The following is a 20,272-nucleotide window of genomic DNA, read 5'->3' on the forward strand; positions in this document are numbered from 1 at the left end:
ACCGAGTGCGCTGAACGGGGGCGCCCAGAACCTGCGACCGGAGGAGTGCAGTGGCAGCCAACGACCGGGCAGCAGCTCCCGGAAAGTCCGGTGGGAGTGCCGGTTCCGATGGCCTGATGCGCGCCTCACTGAGCGCCGTGGCACCCGGCACCAGCCTGCGTGACGGCCTGGAGCGCGTGCTTCGCGGCAACACCGGCGGGCTCATCGTGCTCGGTTCCGACAAGACCGTCGAGACGCTGTGCAGCGGCGGCTTCGTGCTGGACGTCGAGTTCACCGCGACCCGGCTGCGCGAGCTGTGCAAGCTGGACGGCGGCATCGTCCTGTCGTCGGACCTGTCGAAGATCCTGCGGGCGGGCGTGCAGCTGGTGCCGGACCCGACGATCCCCACCGAGGAGACCGGCACCCGGCACCGCACCGCCGACCGCGTCTCCAAGCAGGTCGGCTTCCCCGTCGTCTCGGTGTCCCAGTCGATGCGGCTGATCGCCCTGTACGTCGACGGCCACCGCCGGGTCCTGGAGGACTCGGCGGCGATCCTGTCCCGCGCCAACCAGGCGCTGGCCACCCTCGAGCGCTACAAGCTCCGCCTCGACGAGGTCGCCGGCACGCTGTCGGCGCTGGAGATCGAGGACCTGGTGACCGTCCGGGACGTGTCGGCGGTCGCGCAGCGACTGGAGATGGTGCGCCGTATCGCCACCGAAATCGCCGAATACGTGGTCGAACTGGGCACCGACGGGCGTCTCCTCGCCCTCCAGCTCGACGAGTTGATCGCGGGCGTGGAGCCGGAGCGGAGCCTGGTCGTGCGGGACTATGTGCCCGAGCCCACCGCCAAGCGCTCCCGCACGGTCGACGAGGCCCTGCACGAGCTGAACGTGCTCACCCACGCGGAACTGCTGGAGCTGTCGACGGTGGCCCGCGCCCTCGGCTACACCGGTTCGCCGGAGACCCTGGACTCGGCGGTCTCGCCGCGCGGCTTCCGTCTGCTGGCCAAGGTACCGAGGCTGCCCGGCGCGATCATCGACCGGCTGGTGGAGCACTTCGGCGGTCTGCAGAAGCTGCTCGCCGCCAGCGTGGACGATCTGCAGACGGTGGACGGCGTCGGCGAGGCCCGGGCGCGGAGCGTGCGCGAGGGCCTGTCGCGGCTGGCGGAGAGCTCGATCCTCGAGCGGTACGTCTAGGGCGCGTTGGTGGCACGTCCGGGGCACCGCTGGTCGCCCGTCGCCTTGTTGGCGCCGGGCGCGGCCAGGTCAGTCGACCTTCAGCACGTCAATCCGCCTTCAACACGAAGGACGTCCGCGCCTTCTCGAATCCCGGCGCCTTCGCCTCCACCAGGTACGTCCCCGGCTTTGCCGCCCCCGCCTCCGGCGTCGCACACTCCGACGCACTTGCCTTTCGGTCCCACTTCACCGTGTAGGTGATGCTGTCCTCCGCCGGCACCCGGAACACCAGGCTCCGCGCCCCCTTCGGACAGTCGTCGGACGCCCAGTACGTGTCGTCGTCGCTCGCCTGAGCAACCGTCAACACTGCGCTCTCCGGGCCGAGATCGATCTTGCAGTCACTGCCGGAGGTGTTGCGCGCGGTCAGCAGGAACGTGGGCGTCTGCCCGGGCTCGTAGGCGTTACGGGCGCTGCGCAGACTGAACTCCACCGCGCTCGCTGTGCAGTTGGGCAGACCCGAGCCCGACCCGGCTGGCAACGCGTCCCCCGCGCCGACCCCGGCCGACGTACCGCCCACGGAACCACCGCCGGCGCTGCCTCCCGCTCCGTCGCCTCCGCCGGAGCCCGCGGGATCGCCGTTGGCGCCGTCGTCGCCCGTGCCGGACGACGAGCCACCGGAACCGCCGGAACCACCACCACCGTTGGAGCCGCCACCGTCGGAGCCGCCGTCGCCCGACTCGTCCCGCCCACCCGGCGCCTGACTGATCGCCGGCCCCGAACCCGACGGGCCCGGCGTGATGGACGGCGCGGGATTCTTGCCGTCGGCCCCGTTGTCACGGTCGTCGCCGCCCCCGCCGCCGGAGACGACGACCCAGGTGACCAACAACGCCAACAAGGCCAGCACGGACAGCAGTACGGCCCTCCGTCGCCAGTAGATGGAGGAGGGAAGCGGCCCGACCGGATTGCGCAGAGATCCCACGGCGCAAACCTTACGAGAGATCGGTGCGTTGACTTGCCCCACCCGCCGCTCGCACGACAACTTTTCAGGATCATCATCCCGGAAACCGCCCTGTCACCCCTGACGTTCGTCGGGTACGGCACGCGACGATCGCTGGGTGTGATCATTCCGGCTTCTCGCCTACCGTCCGTGACCATGGACTTCGTGGACAGCGGGCTCTACCGCGACATCACCGACTACGCACACGACACACCTGCGTGGGTGCGGCACTTGGCCGAGATCGGCACGGAGGCCGGACTTCTGGTCTTCGTCGCGCTGTTCGCGGCCGGCTGGTGGCGGGCCCGGCACGCAGACACCCGCGCGTTCGCGATCGCGGCCCTTGCACCTGTGGCCACGGCTGTGGCGTACGTAAGCAGTGAGGTCCTCAAGTCCCTTGTAACGGAGGAGCGTCCGTGCCGCGCGGTCACCGGCGCCGCCCCCTCCCTCGCGGAGTGCCCGCCGCACGGCGACTGGTCGTTCCCGAGCAACCACGCCACCATCGCGGGCGCTTCGGCCCTCACCCTGGTGCTGGTCCGGCGCGCGCTTGTCTGGCTGACCGCGCCCTTGGCGCTACTCATGGCGTTCTCACGAGTGTTCGTCGGCGTGCACTACCCGCATGACGTGGCGGCCGGGCTGCTGCTCGGCGCGGTCGTCGCGCTGACCGCCGTACGGCTCGCCACGCGTCCGGCACTCCGGCTTACCGAGGCAATGCGGGCCTCCTCGGCGCCCCCCGCGCGATGGCTCGCCGGGCCGGGGCCGCGATCCGTCACCCGCGCGGTGCCGCCCCGCGCCACCCACCCCCGGCGCCGCTGAGCGGGCTCAGGCCGCCACCAGGCCGGCCTCGTAGGCGACGATCGCCGCCTGTACGCGATTGCGCACACCGAGCCGGTCGAGAACCGCGCTGACGTACGCCTTCACCGTGCCCTCCACGAGATGCAGCGGGGCGGCGATCTCGGTGACGTACCGGGCCACCTTGGGCGACAGCAAGGCGCCGCCGCCGCCCACCGCCCGTACGCCCGCGATAAGTTCGTACGGGCCCCGAACTTCGACACCCCGCTGCTCCCCAGGATGGCGGCGCGCACCCCCGCGCGGACCATCGCCTCGTTGTCGGCCGGCAGCACCCGGATCATCGTGCGAACTCCTCGTCGTCTTCGTGGACTTCGCCGGACGGGCCGACGCGCGGGATACGTTCTTGGCGGCCAGGCGGCCCTCGTCGTCGAAGCACAGCCGGAAGTGGTCGACGGAGACGAAGAGCTCGCCGCTCGCGCGGTAGTAGCGGCACCGCGTGCCTTCGGCGGCGCGGGCGCGCGCTCCGTCGGCGGGTCCTGTATCTGCCGGTCCGGCAGCGGGGGGCGACGTCCTCCAGCGGTGCCCCCAGGCGGGCGGCGTTCTGCGAGGCGAGCGGTGCTCTCCAAGAGGAGCGGCGCCCTCCCAGGCGGGCGGCGCTCTCAGAGGCGAGCGGTGCTCTCCGAGAGGAGCGGTGCTCTCCGAGACGATCGGCGCTCTCGGGGACGGCCGGTGCTCTCAGAGGAGAGCGGCATGCTCCACGGCGGGCGGTGTCCTCCAAGGTGAGCAGCGCTCTTGACGGCAGACAGCGCTTACCGACGCGAACGGTGCTCACCAAGGCGACAGCGACCTCCGAAGGGAACGGTCTCCGGACGGCGGACGGTGCTCCCCGGAGCGAACGGTGCTCCGCACGGCGGACGGTGCTCCCCAGAGCGAACGGTGTGCTCCACACAGCGGACCATGCTCCACACAGAGGACGGTGCTCCCCGGAGCGAACGGTGCTCCGCACGGCGGACGACGCTCCACACAACGGACGGTGATCCGCGCGGCGAACGGTGCTCTTGTGGGTGCCTCGGGGTCACGTGGCCGTGGCGCTCACCCTGGAGGTGGGGTCCGGCGTGGCAGGATCGGTGGGTCATGACTGCTCCCACGAAGCCCCCGTACGGCAACGCAGCCGATTCCGCGTCCGAGCGCGCTCCCGGTGAGCCGCTGCACTCCCCCGTCATCGAGTGGTTCGACGAGCACGCCCGGGACCTGCCGTGGCGGCGCCCGGAGGCCGGTGCGTGGGGGGTGATGGTCAGTGAGTTCATGCTCCAGCAAACCCCGGTGAACCGGGTCCTCCCCGTCTACGAGCAGTGGCTGGCCCGCTGGCCGCGCCCCGCCGACCTCGCCGCGGAGGCGCCCGGCGAGGCCGTCCGCGCCTGGGGCCGGCTCGGCTATCCGCGCCGCGCGCTCCGTCTGCACGGCGCCGCCGTCGCCATAACGGAACGGCACGGCGGTGACGTACCGGCGGATCACGCCCAGCTGCTGGCGCTGCCCGGCATCGGCGAGTACACCGCCGCGGCGGTGGCGTCGTTCGCGTACGGGCAGCGGCACGCGGTGCTGGACACCAATGTCCGCCGGGTGTTCGCCCGCGCGGTCACCGGTACGCAGTACCCGCCGAACGCCACGACCGCGGCCGAGCGCCGGCTGGCCCGGATGCTGCTGCCTGAGGACGCCGCGACCGCCGCGCGGTGGGCCGCCGCATCCATGGAGCTGGGCGCGCTGGTGTGCACGGCGAAGAACGAGTCGTGTGAGCGCTGCCCGATCGCCGCCCTCTGTGCCTGGCGGCTGGCGGGCAAGCCGGCCCACGACGGTCCGCCCCGGCGGGGTCAGACGTACGCGGGCACGGACCGTCAGGTCCGCGGGCGGCTGCTGGCCGTGCTGCGGGAGGCACCCGGGCCCGTTCCGGGGACCGCGCTGGACCGGGTGTGGCACGAACCGGTGCAGCGCGCCCGCGCGCTGGACGGTCTGGTCGCCGACGGACTGGTGGAGCCCCTGCCGGGAGGTCTGTACCGGCTGCCGCTGACCTCATCCGAGCGGCACGGCTGAGCCACTCAGGTGCGCATCCGTTCACCCGGTTCACTCCCGTCACAGTCACATAATCGGTCATAAGGGCCGGAGGTCACCCTTGTCGGGCGACCGCTTTATCCCCTTCCTCCTTCCGTTACACAACCGACGGACAGCCGAGGGCTGCCCGCAAGGTGCCTCGGACAGTGCCGTGACAACGCCTCCGTACTTTCGATCGCGTGCTCGACAAGGGCACGACGAGCAAGGAACACAGGCAGTGCGACCGGTCCGCGCGGGCGGCCCGGAACGGGGAGCGGAAGGCGGTTCACCATGGCGCAGGGCGAGGTGCTCGAGTTCGAGGAGTACGTCCGCACCCGGCAGGACGCGTTGCTGCGCAGCGCCCGCCGCCTGGTCCCGGACCCCGTGGACGCGCAGGACCTGCTGCAGACCGCGCTGGCCCGGACGTACGGCCGCTGGGAGACCATCGAGGACAAGCGGCTGGCCGACGCCTATCTGCGCCGCGTCATGATCAACACGCGGACGGAGTGGTGGAGGGCACGCAAGCTCGAGGAGGTGCCCACCGAGCAGCTCCCGGAGCCCTGTGTGGACGACGCCACCGAACAGCACGCGGACCGGGCCCTGCTGATGGACATCATGAAGGTACTCGCCCCGAAGCAGCGCAGTGTCGTGGTGCTGCGACACTGGGAGCAGATGTCCACGGACGAGACGGCCGCCGCCCTCGGCATGTCGGCCGGAACGGTCAAGAGCACGCTGCACCGGGCTCTCGCCCGGCTCCGCGGGGAGCTGGAGGCGCGCGATCTGGACGCACGTGCGCTGGAGCGTGAGGAGCGGGAGCGTTGCGCGGCCTGACCGGCCCGAGGTCCACACGGCGGACCCGGTCCATCGCCCGGGCGGCGATCACGGTGACGGCCGTGCTCGCCGCCGCCGTGCTGTTCACCGGCGGTTGCGGCACGGGCGGCACCGGGGCCCGGGACGAAGGCCCGGCACACGCGGACTCGGTGGCGAGCGCGGCCGCACCGTCGGCTCCGCCCTCGAAAACTCCGGACCGGATGGACGCGGTGCGCCTGGTCAAGGCGGATCCCGCGGTCTCCGCGGAGGTCAAGCGGGAGCTCAAGCCGTGCGTGGCCGACGAGTACCCGGTCGACGTGAGCTACGGCAACCTCACCGGCGGGGCCGTCGACGATGTCGTCGTCAATGTGCTGACCTGCGGGGACGCCGTAGGCGTCGGCTCCTACGTCTACCGCGACCGGGGCGACGCGTATGTGAACGTGTTCACCGCCGAGGACACCCCGGTGTACGCGGAGATCGACCGCGGGGACCTGGTGGTAACCAAGCAGGTGTACGAACGCGGCGACCCGTTGACGAGTCCGTCCGCCGAGCATGTGATCACGTACCGGTGGGCCGCGGACCGGTTCGACGAGGAGTACCGCACGCACAACGACTACGGGCAGGTGGCCGGTGCGCAGCCGTCGCCGATGCCCGAGGGCTGAGACCTGGCTCATGGTGTGAACCCCCGGGACCGCCCCGGCCGATGAAGGGGTGAACCCTTGGTGCGGCTCACGCGTCCGTGGGGTGGGCAGGGAAAGGCCCGGGCGGACCGGAACGGCCGCGTTCGCACCGACCCGAGTAGACACGAGGACTGAGAGCACCGGGATGGCAGAGCAGACCCACGTCCTGTTCGTCGAGGACGACGACGTCATCCGCGAGGCCACCACGCTCGCCCTGGAACGGGACGGCTTCGTGGTGACCGCGATGCCCGACGGGCTGTCGGGCCTGGAGGCGTTCCGCTCCGACCGGCCGGACATCGCGCTTCTCGACGTGATGGTGCCGGGGCTCGACGGGGTCAGCCTGTGCCGGCGTATCCGGGACGAGTCGATGGTTCCGGTCATCATGCTGTCCGCGCGGGCCGACGCCATCGACGTGGTGCTGGGTCTGGAGGCGGGCGCGGACGACTACGTGACCAAGCCGTTCGACGGGGCCGTGCTGCTGGCCCGCATCCGCGCGGTGCTGCGTCGCTTCGAGCGGGCGGGCAACGGGCGGGAGGAGGCCGCGCCGGAGGGCGGGGGCGTGCTGGCCTTCGGCGAGCTGGAGATCGACACGGAGGGCATGGAGGTGCGCAGGGCCGGGCAGCAGGTGGCGCTGACGCCGACGGAGATGCGGCTGCTGCTGGAGTTCTCCGCGGCGCCGGGCACCGTGCTTTCCCGGGACAAGCTGCTCGAACGGGTGTGGGAGTACGGCTGGGGTGGTGACACCCGGGTCGTGGACGTCCATGTGCAGCGGTTGCGTACGAAGATCGGCCAGGACCGTATCGAGACGGTCCGTGGCTTCGGCTACAAGTTGAAGGCCTGAGCGAGCGGATGCCGGGGAACTTTCGGGGCCTGGTGGCGGCGTGCGTGCACCGGGCGGGCATCGGGGCAGGTCTGAGGTGGAAGCTCAGTGCGGCCATCGCGCTGGTCGGGGCGCTGGTGGCCGTCGTGCTGAGCCTGGTGGTGCACAACGCTGCGCGGGTGTCGATGCTGGACAACGCCCGCGATCTGGCCGACGAGCGGATCATGATCGCCCAGCGCAACTACGAGATGTCCGGGCGGCTGAACTTCCCCAACACCAAGATCGACGATCCCCAGCTGCCGCAGGAGCTGCGGGAGAAGGTCGAGGCGGGACGGCGGGCGACCTATGTGGCCGACCGGAGCGGGGCGCCGGACATCTGGGCGGCGGTGCCGCTGAAGAACGGTCATGTGATGTCGCTGCACTCCGGTTTCACCGACCGCAGCTCGGACATCCTCAAGGACCTCGACCAGGCCCTGCTGATCGGTTCGATCGCGGTGGTGCTGGGCGGGAGCGCGCTCGGGGTGCTCGTCGGCGGGCATCTGTCGCGGCGGCTGCGCAAGGCGGCCAGCGCCGCCAACCGGGTCGCCAAGGGTGAGACGGACGTCCGGGTGCGGGAGTCCATCGGCGGGGTGGTGCGGGACGAGACCGACGACCTGGCCAGCGCGGTGGACGCCATGGCGGACGCGCTACGGCAGCGGCTGGAGGCCGAGCGCCGGGTCACCGCCGACATCGCGCACGAACTGCGCACACCGGTGACCGGTCTGCTCACCGCGGCCGAGCTGCTGCCGCCGGGCCGGCCGACGGAGCTGGTGCTGGACCGGGCCAAGGCGATGCGCACCCTCGTGGAGGACGTCCTGGAGGTGGCCCGGCTGGACAGCGCCTCGGAGCGGGCGGAACTGCAGGACATCCTGCTCGGGGAGTTCGTGGCCCGGCGGGTCGCGGCGAAGGACCCGGACGTCACCGTGCACGTCGTGCACGAATCGGAGGTGACCACCGACCCGCGGCGTCTGGAGCGGGTGCTGTTCAACCTGCTCGCCAACGCCGCCCGGCACGGCAGGCCGCCCCTCGAGGTCACCGTCGAGGGGCGGGTCATCCGGGTCCGGGACCACGGGCCCGGCTTCCCGGAGGAACTGCTCGCCGAGGGGCCGAGCCGCTTCCGCACCGGGAGCGCGGACCGGGCCGGCCGCGGTCACGGACTGGGACTGACCATCGCGGCCGGCCAGGCCCGGGTGCTGGGCGCGCGGCTGACCTTCCGCAACATACGGCCGGCGGGGGCGCCGGACCGCGTACCGGCCGAGGGTGCGGTCGCCGTGCTCTGGCTGCCGGAGCACGCGCCGACGAACACCGGGAGCTACCCCGTACTGGCGCCCTAGCCGTGCCCCTGGCCGAGGTGCCTCAGCAGGACCAGTCCTTGTCCATGTCGAGGCCGCCCTCGCGGCGCTGGGTGAAGGAGAACCAGTTGCCGGAGTCGTCGCGGAACAGCGCCTCGATGCCGTACGGGCGTTCCTGAGGCTCCTGGATGAACTCCACCCCGCGGTCCTTGAGCTTGGCATAGTCGCCGTGGATGTCGTCGGTCGCCAGCACTCCGGGGCCGAGTGCTCCCTTGGCCACCAGCTTCTTGATCATCTCGGCCGACTCGGGGTCCATGCCCGCGCCGGGCACCATCAGGGTCAGCTCGACGTCGGGCTGCTGCGGTGAGCCGACCGTGAGCCAGCGCATGCCGCCCTCGCCCAGGGTCATGTCGGTGCGGACCTCCAGGCCGAGCTTCTCGGTGTAGAACTCCTTCGCCCGTTCCTGGTCGAGGACCCAGACGGTGGTGATGGCGAGACCCTTGATCATGGCGTACTCCTGCTCCGCGGCCGTTTTTTCAGTGCGCTGTCACCGTAGGCAGCGCCGCCGTCAGTCCGCTTCTCCGGAATTGCGCTGTGCCGCCGCCCCGCCCGGCCCGGCTCGCCGGCCGCCGAGCCAGTGCATGGCGTAGCAGCCCGGGATCAGGGCGGCGCCGCGGCCCACGTGCCGGCTGCGGTACTCGCTGGGGGTGAGGCCGGTCCAGGCCTTGAACCGTGCCGAAAAGGTGCCCAGGCTGCTGAAGCCGACCAGGTAACAGATCTCCGTGACCGTCAGGTTGGCGGTGCGCAGCAGGTCCTCGGCGCGCTCGATCCGGCGGTTGGTGAGGTACTGGCCCGGGGTCTCGCCGTAGGTTTCCCTGAAGGCGCGTATGAAGTGGTAGCGCGAGTAGCCCGCGTGGGCCGCGACCGCTTCCAGGTCGAGCTCCGGGTCCGCCCAGTCCCGGTCCATCGCGTCCTTGGCCAGCCTCATCCGGCGCGCCTTGTCCATGCCCTTGATGGTGGCACGGGGGTCTGACAACGGTCCGGGTCCATGTGTGCGGAAGGCCCCCGGAGGAGCGAGTTCCTCCGGGGGCCTTCCGCGTGGTCGTCATCAGACGGGCTCGGTCACCGCCGCGGGCGCCGGGGCACCGTCGTCGGTGTCCTTCCCGCCGGGGCCGTCGCCCTTCAGCGGGACCTCCTTCACGAACACGGCTGCCGCGAGCGAGAACACCGCGATCAGGGCGCCGAGGAGGAACGCCGAGTGGGTGCCCGAGGACACCGCGTGCTGGTAGGCCTCGCGGGCGGCGTCCGGCAGCTTGGCCAGGCTCTCCGCGTCCAGCTGGGCGGACTGTTCGGTCACCTTGGAGCCCAGCGCGCCCGCCCGCTCGGCCATGACGTCCTGGACGCGGTTGTTGAACAGCGCGCCCATGATCGCGACGCCGAAGGACGAGCCGAGGGTGCGGAACAGGGTGGTGGACGAGGACGCCACCCCCATGTCCTTCATCTCCACGCTGTTCTGGGCGACCAGCATGGTGATCTGCATCAGGCAGCCCATGCCGAGGCCGACCACCGCCATGAAGACCCCGGAGGTGAGGCGTGAGGTGCCGGTGTCCATCGTGGACAGCAGGTACAGGCCGACGATCATCAGCACGCTGCCGAGGACCGGGAAGACCTTGTACCGGCCGGTGTTGGTGGTCACTCGGCCCGCGACCATCGAGGTGACCAGCATCGCGGCCAGCATCGGCAGCAGCAGCAGACCGGAGTTGGTGGCGGAGGCGCCCTGCACGGACTGCTGGTACAGCGGCAGGAAGAGGGTGGCGCCGAACATCACGAAGCCGGTGATGAAGCCGATGAGGGACATCAGCGTGAAGTTGCGGCTGCGGAAGATATGCAGCGGTACGACCGGCTCTACGGCCCGGGTCTGCCAGAAGACGAAGCCGACGAGCGAGGCGACACCGAGGCCGATCAGCTCCATGATCCGCGCGGAGGTCCAGGCGTACTCCGTGCCGCCCCAGGTGGTGACCAGCACGATGGCGGTGATGCCGACGGTCAGCAGCGCGACTCCGAGGTAGTCGATGCCGGCCTTGGCCCGCTTCTTCGGCAGATGCAGGACGGCCCCCACGGCGGCCAGCGCGACCGCGCCGAGCGGCAGGTTGATGTAGAAGGCCCAGCGCCAGCCCCAGTTGTCGGTGATGGTGCCGCCGACCAGGGGTCCGCCGATCATGGCCAGCGCCATGACGGCGGCCATCATGCCCTGGTACTTGCCGCGCTCCCGGGGCGGGATGAGGTCGCCGATGATCGCCATGACGCCGACCATCAGACCACCGGCGCCCAGGCCCTGCACCGCGCGGAAGCCGATCAGCTCGCCCATGTTCTGCGCCATGCCGCTGAGTGCGGAGCCGATCAGGAAGATCACGATGGACGTCATGAACGTGGCCTTGCGCCCGTACATGTCGCCGAGCTTGCCCCAGACCGGGGTGGAGGCCGCGGTCGCGAGGGTGTAGGCGGTGACCACCCAGGACAGGTGTTCCAGGCCGCCGAGGTCGCCCACGATCGTCGGCATCGCGGTGCCGATGATCATGTTGTCGAGCATCGCGAGCATCATCGCGATCATGAGTGCGAGCAGGACCACCCGCACGCTGCGCGGCTGTTTGCCGCCGTCCGTCTCAGCGGCCCCCGCCGCCCCTGTCTCCGCCATGATGTCCACTCCCCCGGCCACGCTTGCGTGGCCGCTGCTACTTACTTGCCGCCCGGCTAGTGCCTGCACCGGGAAGCTAGTCGCGGAACTAGCCGGGCGTCAAGTAAGTTTTTGCCGAGGGCGGGTCGAGTAGGAGGATGGGCGGCACCATGGACGGCACCACGAATCGGCGCCGCGGGAACACCCGCCAGCGCATCCAGGACGTAGCGCTCGAACTCTTCGCCGAGCAGGGCTACGAGAAGACCTCGCTGCGCGAGATCGCCGAGCACCTGGACGTCACCAAGGCGGCGCTCTACTACCACTTCAAGACGAAGGAAGAGATCCTCGTCAGCATCTTCGAGGACCTCTCGCGGCCGATCGAGGATCTGATCGAGTGGGGGCGGCAGCAGCCGCGCTCGCTGCAGACGAAGCAGGAGATCATCCGCCGGTACAGCGACGCGCTGATGGGTGCGGCCCCGCTCTTCCGCTTCATGCAGGAGAACCAGGCCACGATCCGCGAACTGAGCATCGGCGAGATGTTCAAGACCAGCATGCTCGGGCTGCGGGACATCCTCATGGACCCGGACGCCGACCTGGTGGACCAGGTGCGCTGCGTCAGCGCCCTGTTCACCATGCACGCGGGGATGCACGTCCTGCAGGACGTGGAAAGCGACCCCGAGGAGAAGCGCAAGGCCGTCCTCGAGGTCGCCATCGATCTGATCACCCAGGCCCACCGGGGCTCTGCGGGCGCCTAGGTATCGCCTAGGCACTGTCACGCGCCCGGAGTCGTCCGGGTCAGAGGTTGACGCCGTTGGCGCGCAGGAACTTCGCCGGGTCCACGGCGGTGCCGTAGTTCGGGGTGGTGCGGATCTCGAAGTGCAGGTGAGGACCGCTGGAGTTGCCGGTGTTGCCGGACAGGGCGATCTTCTGACCGGTCTTGACGACCTGGCCGACCTTCACGTTCACCGAGGACAGGTGGGCGTACTGGGAGTACGTCTTGTTGCCGTGCTTGATGACGACGGCGTTGCCGTAGGCGGGGCCGTCGCCGGCGCCGTTGCCGCCGGCCTTGACGACGGTGCCGCCGTGTGCGGCGACGACCGGGGTGCCGGTCGGGACGGCGTAGTCCTGGCCGGAGTGCTTGGAGGCCCACATGCCGCCGTTCTGGGCGAAGCTTGCGGACAGCTTGTAGTTCTTCACCGGGGAGACCCAGGACGCCTGCTTCTTCGCGGCGGCCTTCTTCGCCGCGTTCTTCGCCTGGACCGCCTTGGCTGCCGCGGCCTTCTTCGCCACGGCCGCCTTCTCGGCCTGGGCGGCCTGGGTCTTCGCGGCCTTGGCCTGGGCGGCGGCCTGCGCCTGAACGGCACTGGCGGCGCCGGACGCGGCCGTGGTGTCGGCAGCGGCCGCGACCCCGGCTCCCAGTGCGACCGAGGCCCCCAGGCCGGCGGCCAGCACGGCCGCACGGGTGCGGATCCGGGACGCACGGGAGGAATGGGACGTGACTCGCTCGAACATTCAAAACCTCGTAAGGGAGGGGACAGAGGAAAACCACCAGGCGGACGGGTCCGCACCTCGGTGGTGACACATTGGTAGCCCCTCCACCCATAACGGCGCAAAGGTGTGACCTACGACGAAAGGTCGTACTTCCGCACTGAGATGCACGTCTCTTGACAGAACGGTCTTATGGGCCGGAACCGCCCATTTAGAGCTGATTGGCCAGGATTACGGGGTAAATGTCTGCTTTGCGGTTCAAATTTCGCCACTATTCCGGCTAGTACCGAACAAACCGCCTGTGGGCCATATCACCGGCGAGCCACTTCGGCCATTCCATAAATGTGACGCAGGCCTCTAGGCGCCTACCGCCCGGTAACCTTACGGTTCACCTCACGTCACCCTGGCAGACGAGCATGCACACGCCATGTTGGCAGCGTTACGGACGTGAGAGGACCCCCACGACAATGAGAAGCCGACACTCCTGGCTGCGCCGCGCATCGGTCACCGCCGTCTCCGCGGCCGCCCTGGTGGCCTTAGCCGCACCGGCCGAGGCCGCGGCCCCCGCAGCACCCGCCGGTCCCCCGGTGGCGGCGTCCGCGGCGGCGGACGTGGACTACGACACGTGGCAGCGGGACTGCCGGGTGGTCATGGACCGGGCCCTGCCCTATCTGAAGGAGCGGATCGGGGACGCGGCGCCCGGCGAGAAGCCGGCGATCGTGCTCGACATCGACAACACCGCGCTGGAGACCGACTTCGGGTTCAGCTACCCGCAACCCGCCAACCGGCCGGTCCTGGAGGTCGCGCAGTACGCCCAGGAGCGCGGGGTCGCCGTGTTCTTCGTGACCGCCCGCCCGGGCATCATCCACTGGCCCACCGAGTACAACCTCGACCACGCCGGCTACGAGTCCGCGGGGCTCTATGTGCGCGGCTTCGTCGATCTGTTCCGGGACGTGGCCGAGTACAAGACGGCCCAGCGCGCCCACATCGAGTCGAAGGGCTACACGATCGTCGCCAACATCGGCAACAGCGCCTCCGACCTGTCGGGAGGCCACGCGGAGAAGACGTTCAAGCTGCCGGACTACGACGGACAGCTGTCCTGAAACGACCGCACCGCCGAGAAACACAGGCTGAGAAACGCAGAGAAGGGGTCTGCCCCGGGACGTGTGTCCCGGGGCAGACCCCTTCTCGTTGCCGCTGAACGCGCCGGTTACGCGTCCTTGCTCAGGTTCGGTCCGGCTCCGCCGGCCGCCTGCTCGATCGGCGGGACGTCGGGCAGCGCCGACTTCTCCTCACCGCGGAAGGTGAAGGCCGCGGTCTCGCCCTCGCCCTCGGTGTCCACGACCACGATGTGACCGGGACGCAGCTCGCCGAAGAGGATCTTCTCCGACAGCGAGTCCTCGATCTCCCGCTGGATCGTCCGGCGCAGCGGCCGGGCGCCCAGAACGGGGTCGTAGCCCCTCTTGGACAGCAGCTCCTTGGCGGACTGGGAGAGCTCGATGCCCATGTCCCGGTCCTTCAGACGCTCGTCCACCTTGCCGATCATCAGGTCGACGATCCGCAGGATGTCGTCCTGGCTGAGCTGCGGGAAGACGACCACGTCGTCGACACGGTTGAGGAACTCGGGCCGGAAGTGCTGCTTGAGCTCGTCCTGGACCTTGTTCTTCATCCGCTCGTAGTTGGTCTTCGTGTCACCCGCGGCGGCGAAGCCGAGGTTGAAGCCCTTGGAGATGTCCCGGGTGCCGAGGTTGGTCGTCATGATGATGACCGTGTTCTTGAAGTCCACGACCCGGCCCTGGGAGTCGGTCAGACGACCGTCCTCCAGGATCTGCAGCAGCGAGTTGAAGATGTCCGGGTGTGCCTTCTCGACCTCGTCGAAGAGGACGACCGAGAACGGCTTGCGGCGCACCTTCTCCGTCAGCTGACCGCCCTCCTCGTAGCCCACGTAGCCGGGGGGCGAACCGAAGAGACGCGAGACCGTGTGCTTCTCGCTGAATTCCGACATGTCGAGGGAGATCAGCGCGTCCTCGTCACCGAAGAGGAACTCCGCCAGCGCCTTGGACAGCTCGGTCTTACCGACACCGGACGGACCGGCGAAGATGAACGAGCCACCCGGACGCTTCGGGTCCTTCAGACCCGCACGGGTACGGCGGATCGCCTTCGACAGCGCCTTGACGGCGTCGTTCTGGCCGATGACCCGCTTGTGCAGCTCGTCCTCCATGCGGAGCAGACGGCTGGACTCCTCCTCGGTCAGCTTGAAGACCGGGATGCCGGTGGCGGTCGCGAGGACCTCGGCGATCAGCTCGCCGTCGACCTCGGCGACGACGTCCATGTCGCCGGCCTTCCACTCCTTCTCCCGCTTCGCCTTGGCGGCGAGGAGCTGCTTCTCCTTGTCGCGCAGGGATGCGGCCTTCTCGAAGTCCTGCGAGTCGATCGCGGACTCCTTGTCACGGCGGACGCCGGCGATCTTCTCGTCGAACTCGCGCAGGTCCGGCGGAGCGGTCATCCGGCGGATACGCATCCGGGAACCGGCCTCGTCGATCAGGTCGATCGCCTTGTCCGGCAGGAAGCGGTCCGAGATGTAGCGATCGGCAAGCGTCGCCGCCTGGACCAGGGCCTCGTCCGTGATGGAGACGCGGTGGTGCGCCTCGTAACGGTCGCGGAGACCCTTCAGGATCTCGATCGTGTGCGGCAGGGACGGCTCCGCGACCTGGATCGGCTGGAAGCGGCGCTCGAGGGCCGCGTCCTTCTCCAGGTGCTTGCGGTACTCGTCCAGCGTGGTCGCACCGATGGTCTGCAGCTCGCCGCGGGCCAGCATCGGCTTGAGGATGCTCGCCGCGTCGATGGCGCCCTCGGCGGCACCCGCACCGACCAGCGTGTGCAGCTCGTCGATGAACAGGATGATGTCCCCGCGGGTGCGGATCTCCTTGAGCACCTTCTTCAGGCGCTCTTCGAAGTCACCGCGGTAGCGGGAGCCGGCGACCAGCGCACCGAGGTCCAGGGTGTAGAGGTGCTTGTCCTTGAGGGTCTCGGGCACCTCGCCCTTGACGATGGCCTGCGCGAGGCCCTCGACGACGGCGGTCTTGCCGACGCCGGGCTCACCGATCAGCACCGGGTTGTTCTTGGTACGGCGGGACAGCACCTGCATGACCCGCTCGATCTCCTTCTCGCGCCCGATGACCGGGTCGAGCTTGGACTCACGAGCGGCCTGGGTGAGGTTCCGGCCGAACTGGTCGAGGACCAGGGACGTGGAGGGGGTGCCCTCGGCAGGACCGCCGGCGGTGGCGGTCTCCTTGCCCTGGTAACCGGAGAGCAGCTGGATCACCTGCTGCCGCACGCGGTTGAGATCAGCGCCCAGCTTGACCAGGACCTGGGCGGCGACGCCCTCGCCCTCACGGATCAGGCCGAGCAGGATGTGCTCCGTACCGATGTAGTTGTGACCCAGCTGAAGGGCCTCCCGGAGCGACAGCTCCAGGACCTTCTTGGCACGGGGGGTGAAGGGAATGTGGCCGGAGGGGGCCTGCTGGCCCTGGCCGATGATCTCCTCCACCTGCTGGCGGACCGCCTCGAGCGAAATCCCGAGGCTCTCAAGGGCCTTGGCGGCGACACCCTCACCCTCGTGGATCAGGCCCAGGAGAATGTGCTCGGTGCCGATGTAGTTGTGGTTGAGCATCCGGGCTTCTTCCTGAGCCAGGACGACAACCCGCCGCGCGCGGTCAGTGAACCTCTCGAACATCGTTAATCGCTCCTCAGAGCGGTCAGGCAGTGGGGGGAACTTCCCCTCCCTGTCCTTCCGCAGCTTAGTCCCGCAAGCGGGGACCGCTCATTCCAACTGTCGACACCGTCGATGGCCTCCTGACCCCGCTCACGCCGACATCTGCTCCAACCCGATGGTGCGAGACGATGTTCCCGCAGGCCAGGCAGTTACCCCCATCGCCAGTACGCCCGTGGCGAACGGGAGACGTGCCGTCCTGCGTGTCGCCCCCTCCCACTAGGGATGTCTTACCCGCTGCTGCGGACAGTCCATGCCGAGTGCACGGGTTCCCTCCGCTACGGGCGAACAACCTTGCGCCTCCCCACACCCCCACGCGCCCCCCTGTTCGACACTCTGTGCTCATGCGGGGAGACCCAGCGTAACTCGTCGGTGCTTCGGATGGTTGTGCGGGGCATGACGTCGAGTGGTGGCCGGCTGAGTTACGGCGGGTCGAGTTGCGGCGAGGTGCGGCTCTGGTACGAGAGCGTTCTGGGCTGGCCCACGGTGCCCGGGGAGCCCGTGCGGCTCGCGGTGGGGGTGCGGTTCGACGTCCTCGACGTGCCGGTGGAGGCGGGGGTCGCCGCGCTGGCCCGGCTGGAGGGTTCGGAGTGCGAAGGGTTTCCTGTCGCGCTGTGCGGCAGCCGGATGCGGCTGCTGGTGGCCGCGGGCAGCGCGGCGGAGCTGCCGGGGCTGCTGGAGTGGCTGGAGTGGGGGGCGCCGCTGGAGCTGGACCTTACGGCGGTGGGGGCCGGCGGGGTCATGGAGGCTCCCGCTCCCTTTCCTCCCGCTCCCGCTCCTCCGTCCGTCGGCTTCGGTGCCTGTGCCTGTGCCCGGGGCAGTTCGCAGGGGGCCGCCGTGTGGCTGCGGCCCCCCGGGCAGGAACGCGGGGCCGAGGCCTCGCTGCCGACGCTGTCGGCGATGGGCACGAGGCGCGCACTGGGGGACTGTGACAGCCCCCCGGACCTCGTGCGGCTGGTGAACACGGTGGCCACGGAGATCCACCGCGTTCGGCTGCGGCGCGACTCTCAGGCGTTGGCCTTCTCGTAGGCCTCGCGGATGGACGCCGGGACACGGCCGCGGTCGTTGACCTCGTATCCGTGCTCCTTCGCCCAGGCGCGGATGGCCGCGGTGTCCTGGCTGCCGCCGGAAGACGCACGCGCCTTTCCGCGCCCGCCCGAAGCACGGCCCCCCACTCGACGACCCGCCTTCACGTAAGGCTCGAGAAGGCTACGGAGCTTGTCCGCATTGGCGGTGCTGAGATCGATCTCGTATGTCTTGCCGTCCAACGCGAACGTCACGGTCTCGTCCGCCTCGCCGCCGTCGAGGTCGTCGACAAGAAGGACCTGAACCTTCTGTGCCACCGGATTTCCTTTCATCGATAACTTGAGGGCCGGGGGTGCCGGCGTCCGCCGTATCGCCGCCCCTTGTTATATGCAGTACTGCAGTACCTCGGAAAGCAAACCGCTTTTGCCGTAAAAACACAAACCCCTGGGAGAGACCTGCTCCCGCACCCGGCACGGAAACATGCGCGTTTCGGACATAGGGAACCCCGTACAGATCACAGATGCAGAAGCATGCGACTGTTGCCCAAGGTGTTCGGTTTCACGCGTTCGAGACCGAGGAACTCCGCGACGCCCTCGTCATAGGAGCGCAGCAACTCGGCGTACACATCCCTGTCGACGGGCGTCTCGCCGATCTCCACGAAGCCGTGCTTGCTGAAGAAGTCCACTTCGAAGGTCAGGCAGAATACGCGTCGAACACCGAGCCAGCGGGCCGTCTCCAACAACTTCTCCAGCACCCGGTGTCCGACGCCGGCGCCCTTCAGTCCGGGCTTCACGGCGAGAGTGCGGACTTCCGCGAGGTCTTCCCACATCACATGCAGCGCGCCGCAGCCGACCACCTCGGCGTTGTCGTCCCGTTCCGCGACCCAGAACTCCTGGATGTCCTCGTAAAGCGTCACCGTCGCTTTGTCGAGCAGGATGCCCCCGCGGACGTAGGCATCGAGGAGACGGCGTACGGCCGGCACATCGCTGGTGCGGGCCCGTCGGACCGTGATGGCATTTGCGGTGACTTCGGGGCTGTCTGCTGACATGAGCGGACGCTATCGTCCGGGGCGGTCCTCAGTGGAGCCGGGGTTCCCTGGGTTCTCGTCGGAGGTTTCCGGGAGCTGGGCGATCCGCACCGCGTCGGTGAGGGCCCGGCGCTGTTCCTCGCTCATCATGCCGAAGAAGGCGACGAGAGCGGCAGCGGCGTTGTCGCTCTGCGACCACGCCTCGTTCATCAGGGCGGCGGCGTAGGCGGCGCGAGTGGAGACGGCCTCATATCGATAGGCCCGGCCTTCGGCTTCTCGGCGCACCCAGCCCTTCTGATGGAGATTGTCCAGAACGGTCATCACCGTGGTGTACGCGATGGACCGTTCCTTCTGCAGATCTTCCAGGACTTCTCGAACGGTCACCGGACGGTTCCACTTCCACACCCGGGTCATGACCGCGTCTTCGAGTTCTCCCAATGGGCGAGGCACAACTTCGACGATAGTGCGGGATCTTGACAATGGCGTGCCGGGCGGGGGCCGATGCGGCAAACGCGCACAAAAGGGGCGTACGGCGGTGTGTCGTACGCCCCTGAGGTGCGGGTGGTGTGGTGCTTGGGGTGCGTGCGGTGCGGTTCGTCAGGCCTTGGGCTTGGGGGCTTCGGCCTTTGCGAGGGCCGCGTCCACTGCGGCGTCCTCCTTGGTCTTGTTGGCGCCGCCCTGGGTCTTCACGATCACCCGGATCACGGCGATGAAGAGGACGGCCATGACGACCGGGGGAAGGAGCGCGGAGACGTAGTCCATGGATCCAGGGTAGCCAGGGCGGGCCGTCAGCCCACGGCCAGGTGCTCCTCGGGTGGGGGCGGCGTGGGTTTGCGGCGGGGGAAGACCTCGCCGGGGGTGGGGATGGGGCGGCGGGTGGGCTTGGGGGTGCCTGGGGCCGGACTGGGGTTCGGGGCGGGGTGGGGGGTGGAGGGGTTCTCCGCAGGCTTCTTTTTCTCGTCCTGCTGGTCCTCGGCGGTCGCTCCCCGGCCGCCGGGGAGGGCGGTGAGGCGGGTGCGTTCGCAGTGATGGAGGAGGGTCACGGCGGTGGGGTTGCCGCGCAGGGCTCGGAGGGCGGCCAGATCCTCGGGGTGGGGGCGGTATCCGGCGCCCAGCGCCTCCTCCAGGAGCGTGAGGTAGCCGGCGGCGGTGCCGGGGAGGGCGGCGCGGTAGCGGCCGAGGTCGGCCAGGAGGAAGGCGCGCAGCCTGGCACTCTCCCGCGTTGCCTCGTCGAGGGAGTCGGCGAGGTGGAGGCAGTCCTGGACGTCGTCGGCCGAGGCGGGGGTGGGGTGCAGGGCGAGGGCGAGAGCGCGGCGGAGCACGCGCAGTTCCTCTGCGCCGAACGCCATGCCGCCGCGGGATCCGTAGGGCGTGGGCATGGTGTGACGATACGCGCTAATCAGACAAACACCGCGTATGGGGCTCAGGTGTGGCGTGCGGCGCCACCCGGGTGGGCGGGATGCGCTCACGGTGGGTGGTGCGGGCCGGGTCGGGGGTGTCCGTCCTTGGACTGGCGCGACTGTGCCTGTTGGTGGAGGTGCGGGGCGCGGACGCGCCAGCCACTGCGGGCGAACACCCCCGCCCCTCGCCCTCCCCGCCGTAGGCGGCATCCTGCTCCC

The 20,272-nt window shown here is 69.7% G+C and carries 21 protein-coding genes and 1 pseudogene; 10 read left to right on the plus strand and 12 right to left on the minus strand.

Annotated elements, in window-relative coordinates:
- Nucleotides 1-50: 50 nt before the first annotated feature.
- Entirely contained in the window at nucleotides 51-1,175 is a 1,125-nt protein-coding gene (gene disA / locus AB0L56_RS04505) for a DNA integrity scanning diadenylate cyclase DisA (protein ID WP_361037748.1), read from the plus strand.
- Between the two features lie 88 nt (nucleotides 1,176-1,263).
- Here disA and AB0L56_RS04510 read toward each other — a convergent pair whose 3' ends face one another.
- A complete protein-coding gene (locus tag AB0L56_RS04510; RefSeq protein ID WP_365418936.1) occupies nucleotides 1,264-2,133 on the minus strand; it encodes a hypothetical protein in 870 nt (289 codons plus the stop codon).
- A gap of 174 nt (nucleotides 2,134-2,307) precedes the next feature.
- Between AB0L56_RS04510 and AB0L56_RS04515 the strand changes: the two genes are divergently transcribed.
- Nucleotides 2,308-2,964 (plus strand): phosphatase PAP2 family protein, encoded by a 657-nt coding sequence (locus AB0L56_RS04515; RefSeq protein ID WP_365418938.1) that lies wholly within the window; start codon nucleotides 2,308-2,310, stop codon nucleotides 2,962-2,964.
- 6 nt (nucleotides 2,965-2,970) lie between these two features.
- On the opposite strand, the pseudogene AB0L56_RS04520 reads toward AB0L56_RS04515, so the two are convergent.
- Nucleotides 2,971-3,186 (minus strand): annotated as a pseudogene (locus tag AB0L56_RS04520) (LuxR C-terminal-related transcriptional regulator); the annotation flags it as partial.
- A gap of 888 nt (nucleotides 3,187-4,074) precedes the next feature.
- Here AB0L56_RS04520 and AB0L56_RS04525 point away from each other — a divergent pair.
- The 5 genes from AB0L56_RS04525 to cseC all read left to right on the plus strand — a co-directional run bounded on the left by AB0L56_RS04525 (nucleotide 4,075) and on the right by cseC (nucleotide 8,708).
- The gene (locus tag AB0L56_RS04525) at nucleotides 4,075-5,028 is read left to right on the plus strand and encodes an A/G-specific adenine glycosylase (protein ID WP_361037742.1); all 954 of its coding nucleotides are present in this window, start codon (nucleotides 4,075-4,077) and stop codon (nucleotides 5,026-5,028) included.
- 288 nt (nucleotides 5,029-5,316) lie between these two features.
- On the plus strand, nucleotides 5,317-5,856 hold the full coding sequence (locus AB0L56_RS04530) for a SigE family RNA polymerase sigma factor (RefSeq protein ID WP_361037740.1): 540 nt from the start codon (nucleotides 5,317-5,319) through the stop codon (nucleotides 5,854-5,856).
- A complete protein-coding gene (locus AB0L56_RS04535) occupies nucleotides 5,844-6,497 on the plus strand; it encodes a hypothetical protein (RefSeq protein ID WP_361037738.1) in 654 nt (217 codons plus the stop codon). The genes AB0L56_RS04530 and AB0L56_RS04535 overlap by 13 nt, the downstream gene beginning before the upstream one ends.
- A gap of 163 nt (nucleotides 6,498-6,660) precedes the next feature.
- A complete protein-coding gene (cseB, locus tag AB0L56_RS04540) occupies nucleotides 6,661-7,356 on the plus strand; it encodes a two-component system response regulator CseB (protein ID WP_361037736.1) in 696 nt (231 codons plus the stop codon).
- 8 nt (nucleotides 7,357-7,364) lie between these two features.
- Entirely contained in the window at nucleotides 7,365-8,708 is a 1,344-nt protein-coding gene (gene cseC, locus AB0L56_RS04545) for a two-component system sensor histidine kinase CseC (RefSeq protein ID WP_361037734.1), read from the plus strand.
- 22 nt (nucleotides 8,709-8,730) lie between these two features.
- Here the strand turns inward: cseC and AB0L56_RS04550 are convergent, their stop codons facing one another.
- The 3 genes from AB0L56_RS04550 to AB0L56_RS04560 form a co-directional block, all read right to left on the minus strand.
- Nucleotides 8,731-9,174, minus strand: coding sequence for a VOC family protein (locus AB0L56_RS04550; protein WP_361037732.1), 444 nt, complete (start codon nucleotides 9,172-9,174; stop codon nucleotides 8,731-8,733).
- Between the two features lie 60 nt (nucleotides 9,175-9,234).
- Entirely contained in the window at nucleotides 9,235-9,672 is a 438-nt protein-coding gene (locus AB0L56_RS04555) for a helix-turn-helix transcriptional regulator (protein ID WP_365419919.1), read from the minus strand.
- A 102-nt stretch (nucleotides 9,673-9,774) separates the two neighbouring features.
- Complete coding sequence (locus AB0L56_RS04560) at nucleotides 9,775-11,361, minus strand: MDR family MFS transporter (RefSeq protein ID WP_365418942.1); 1,587 nt, start codon at nucleotides 11,359-11,361, stop codon at nucleotides 9,775-9,777.
- A gap of 137 nt (nucleotides 11,362-11,498) precedes the next feature.
- Here AB0L56_RS04560 and AB0L56_RS04565 point away from each other — a divergent pair, with 137 nt between their 5' ends.
- Nucleotides 11,499-12,095, plus strand: a complete 597-nt coding sequence (locus tag AB0L56_RS04565; protein WP_361037726.1) for a helix-turn-helix domain-containing protein — start codon at nucleotides 11,499-11,501, stop codon at nucleotides 12,093-12,095.
- A gap of 40 nt (nucleotides 12,096-12,135) precedes the next feature.
- Here the strand turns inward: AB0L56_RS04565 and AB0L56_RS04570 are convergent, their stop codons facing one another.
- Nucleotides 12,136-12,852 (minus strand): M23 family metallopeptidase, encoded by a 717-nt coding sequence (locus AB0L56_RS04570; RefSeq protein ID WP_365418945.1) that lies wholly within the window; start codon nucleotides 12,850-12,852, stop codon nucleotides 12,136-12,138.
- 443 nt (nucleotides 12,853-13,295) lie between these two features.
- On the opposite strand from AB0L56_RS04570, the gene AB0L56_RS04575 reads away from it, so the two are divergent.
- Nucleotides 13,296-13,931 (plus strand): HAD family acid phosphatase, encoded by a 636-nt coding sequence (locus tag AB0L56_RS04575; RefSeq protein ID WP_361035615.1) that lies wholly within the window; start codon nucleotides 13,296-13,298, stop codon nucleotides 13,929-13,931.
- 107 nt (nucleotides 13,932-14,038) lie between these two features.
- Here AB0L56_RS04575 and AB0L56_RS04580 read toward each other — a convergent pair whose 3' ends face one another.
- Nucleotides 14,039-16,564 carry an ATP-dependent Clp protease ATP-binding subunit gene (locus AB0L56_RS04580; RefSeq protein ID WP_361035612.1) on the minus strand — a complete coding sequence of 842 codons (2,526 nt, stop codon included), beginning with the start codon at nucleotides 16,562-16,564 and terminating at the stop codon, nucleotides 14,039-14,041.
- A 432-nt stretch (nucleotides 16,565-16,996) separates the two neighbouring features.
- Here AB0L56_RS04580 and AB0L56_RS04585 point away from each other — a divergent pair, with 432 nt between their 5' ends.
- Nucleotides 16,997-17,629: an SCO3374 family protein gene (locus tag AB0L56_RS04585; protein ID WP_365418949.1), complete on the plus strand. Its 633-nt coding sequence runs from the start codon at nucleotides 16,997-16,999 to the stop codon at nucleotides 17,627-17,629.
- Here AB0L56_RS04585 and AB0L56_RS04590 read toward each other — a convergent pair.
- The 5 genes from AB0L56_RS04590 to AB0L56_RS04610 all read right to left on the minus strand — a co-directional run bounded on the left by AB0L56_RS04590 (nucleotide 17,608) and on the right by AB0L56_RS04610 (nucleotide 20,032).
- Complete coding sequence (locus AB0L56_RS04590) at nucleotides 17,608-17,943, minus strand: Lsr2 family protein (protein WP_361035606.1); 336 nt, start codon at nucleotides 17,941-17,943, stop codon at nucleotides 17,608-17,610. The genes AB0L56_RS04585 and AB0L56_RS04590 overlap by 22 nt on opposite strands.
- Nucleotides 17,944-18,140: 197 nt before the next feature.
- Nucleotides 18,141-18,674: an amino-acid N-acetyltransferase gene (locus AB0L56_RS04595; protein WP_361035603.1), complete on the minus strand. Its 534-nt coding sequence runs from the start codon at nucleotides 18,672-18,674 to the stop codon at nucleotides 18,141-18,143.
- Nucleotides 18,675-18,683: 9 nt separating this feature from the next.
- A complete protein-coding gene (locus AB0L56_RS04600) occupies nucleotides 18,684-19,103 on the minus strand; it encodes a BlaI/MecI/CopY family transcriptional regulator (RefSeq protein WP_361035600.1) in 420 nt (139 codons plus the stop codon).
- A gap of 147 nt (nucleotides 19,104-19,250) precedes the next feature.
- Nucleotides 19,251-19,415 (minus strand): hypothetical protein, encoded by a 165-nt coding sequence (locus AB0L56_RS04605; protein ID WP_361035597.1) that lies wholly within the window; start codon nucleotides 19,413-19,415, stop codon nucleotides 19,251-19,253.
- Nucleotides 19,416-19,441: 26 nt separating this feature from the next.
- Entirely contained in the window at nucleotides 19,442-20,032 is a 591-nt protein-coding gene (locus tag AB0L56_RS04610; RefSeq protein ID WP_361035594.1) for a hypothetical protein, read from the minus strand.
- Between the last annotated feature and the right edge of the window lie 240 nt (nucleotides 20,033-20,272).

The sequence above is a fragment of the Streptomyces sp. NPDC052079 genome (assembly GCF_040680275.1).
Classification (GTDB): domain Bacteria; phylum Actinomycetota; class Actinomycetes; order Streptomycetales; family Streptomycetaceae; genus Streptomyces.

Coding starts and splice junctions, on each gene's coding strand:
- AB0L56_RS04585 (WP_365418949.1), top strand. CDS start 16,997: ATGACGTCGAGTGGTGGCCGGCTGAGTTACGGCGGGTCGAGTTGCGGC.
- cseB (WP_361037736.1), top strand. CDS start 6,661: ATGGCAGAGCAGACCCACGTCCTGTTCGTCGAGGACGACGACGTCATC.
- AB0L56_RS04575 (WP_361035615.1), top strand. CDS start 13,296: ATGAGAAGCCGACACTCCTGGCTGCGCCGCGCATCGGTCACCGCCGTC.
- AB0L56_RS04555 (WP_365419919.1), bottom strand. CDS start 9,672: ATGGACAAGGCGCGCCGGATGAGGCTGGCCAAGGACGCGATGGACCGG.
- AB0L56_RS04605 (WP_361035597.1), bottom strand. CDS start 19,415: ATGGACTACGTCTCCGCGCTCCTTCCCCCGGTCGTCATGGCCGTCCTC.
- AB0L56_RS04525 (WP_361037742.1), top strand. CDS start 4,075: ATGACTGCTCCCACGAAGCCCCCGTACGGCAACGCAGCCGATTCCGCG.
- AB0L56_RS04610 (WP_361035594.1), bottom strand. CDS start 20,032: ATGCCCACGCCCTACGGATCCCGCGGCGGCATGGCGTTCGGCGCAGAG.
- AB0L56_RS04530 (WP_361037740.1), top strand. CDS start 5,317: ATGGCGCAGGGCGAGGTGCTCGAGTTCGAGGAGTACGTCCGCACCCGG.
- AB0L56_RS04580 (WP_361035612.1), bottom strand. CDS start 16,564: ATGTTCGAGAGGTTCACTGACCGCGCGCGGCGGGTTGTCGTCCTGGCT.
- AB0L56_RS04515 (WP_365418938.1), top strand. CDS start 2,308: ATGGACTTCGTGGACAGCGGGCTCTACCGCGACATCACCGACTACGCA.
- AB0L56_RS04595 (WP_361035603.1), bottom strand. CDS start 18,674: ATGTCAGCAGACAGCCCCGAAGTCACCGCAAATGCCATCACGGTCCGA.
- AB0L56_RS04550 (WP_361037732.1), bottom strand. CDS start 9,174: ATGATCAAGGGTCTCGCCATCACCACCGTCTGGGTCCTCGACCAGGAA.
- AB0L56_RS04560 (WP_365418942.1), bottom strand. CDS start 11,361: ATGGCGGAGACAGGGGCGGCGGGGGCCGCTGAGACGGACGGCGGCAAA.
- AB0L56_RS04570 (WP_365418945.1), bottom strand. CDS start 12,852: ATGTTCGAGCGAGTCACGTCCCATTCCTCCCGTGCGTCCCGGATCCGC.
- AB0L56_RS04565 (WP_361037726.1), top strand. CDS start 11,499: ATGGGCGGCACCATGGACGGCACCACGAATCGGCGCCGCGGGAACACC.
- cseC (WP_361037734.1), top strand. CDS start 7,365: ATGCCGGGGAACTTTCGGGGCCTGGTGGCGGCGTGCGTGCACCGGGCG.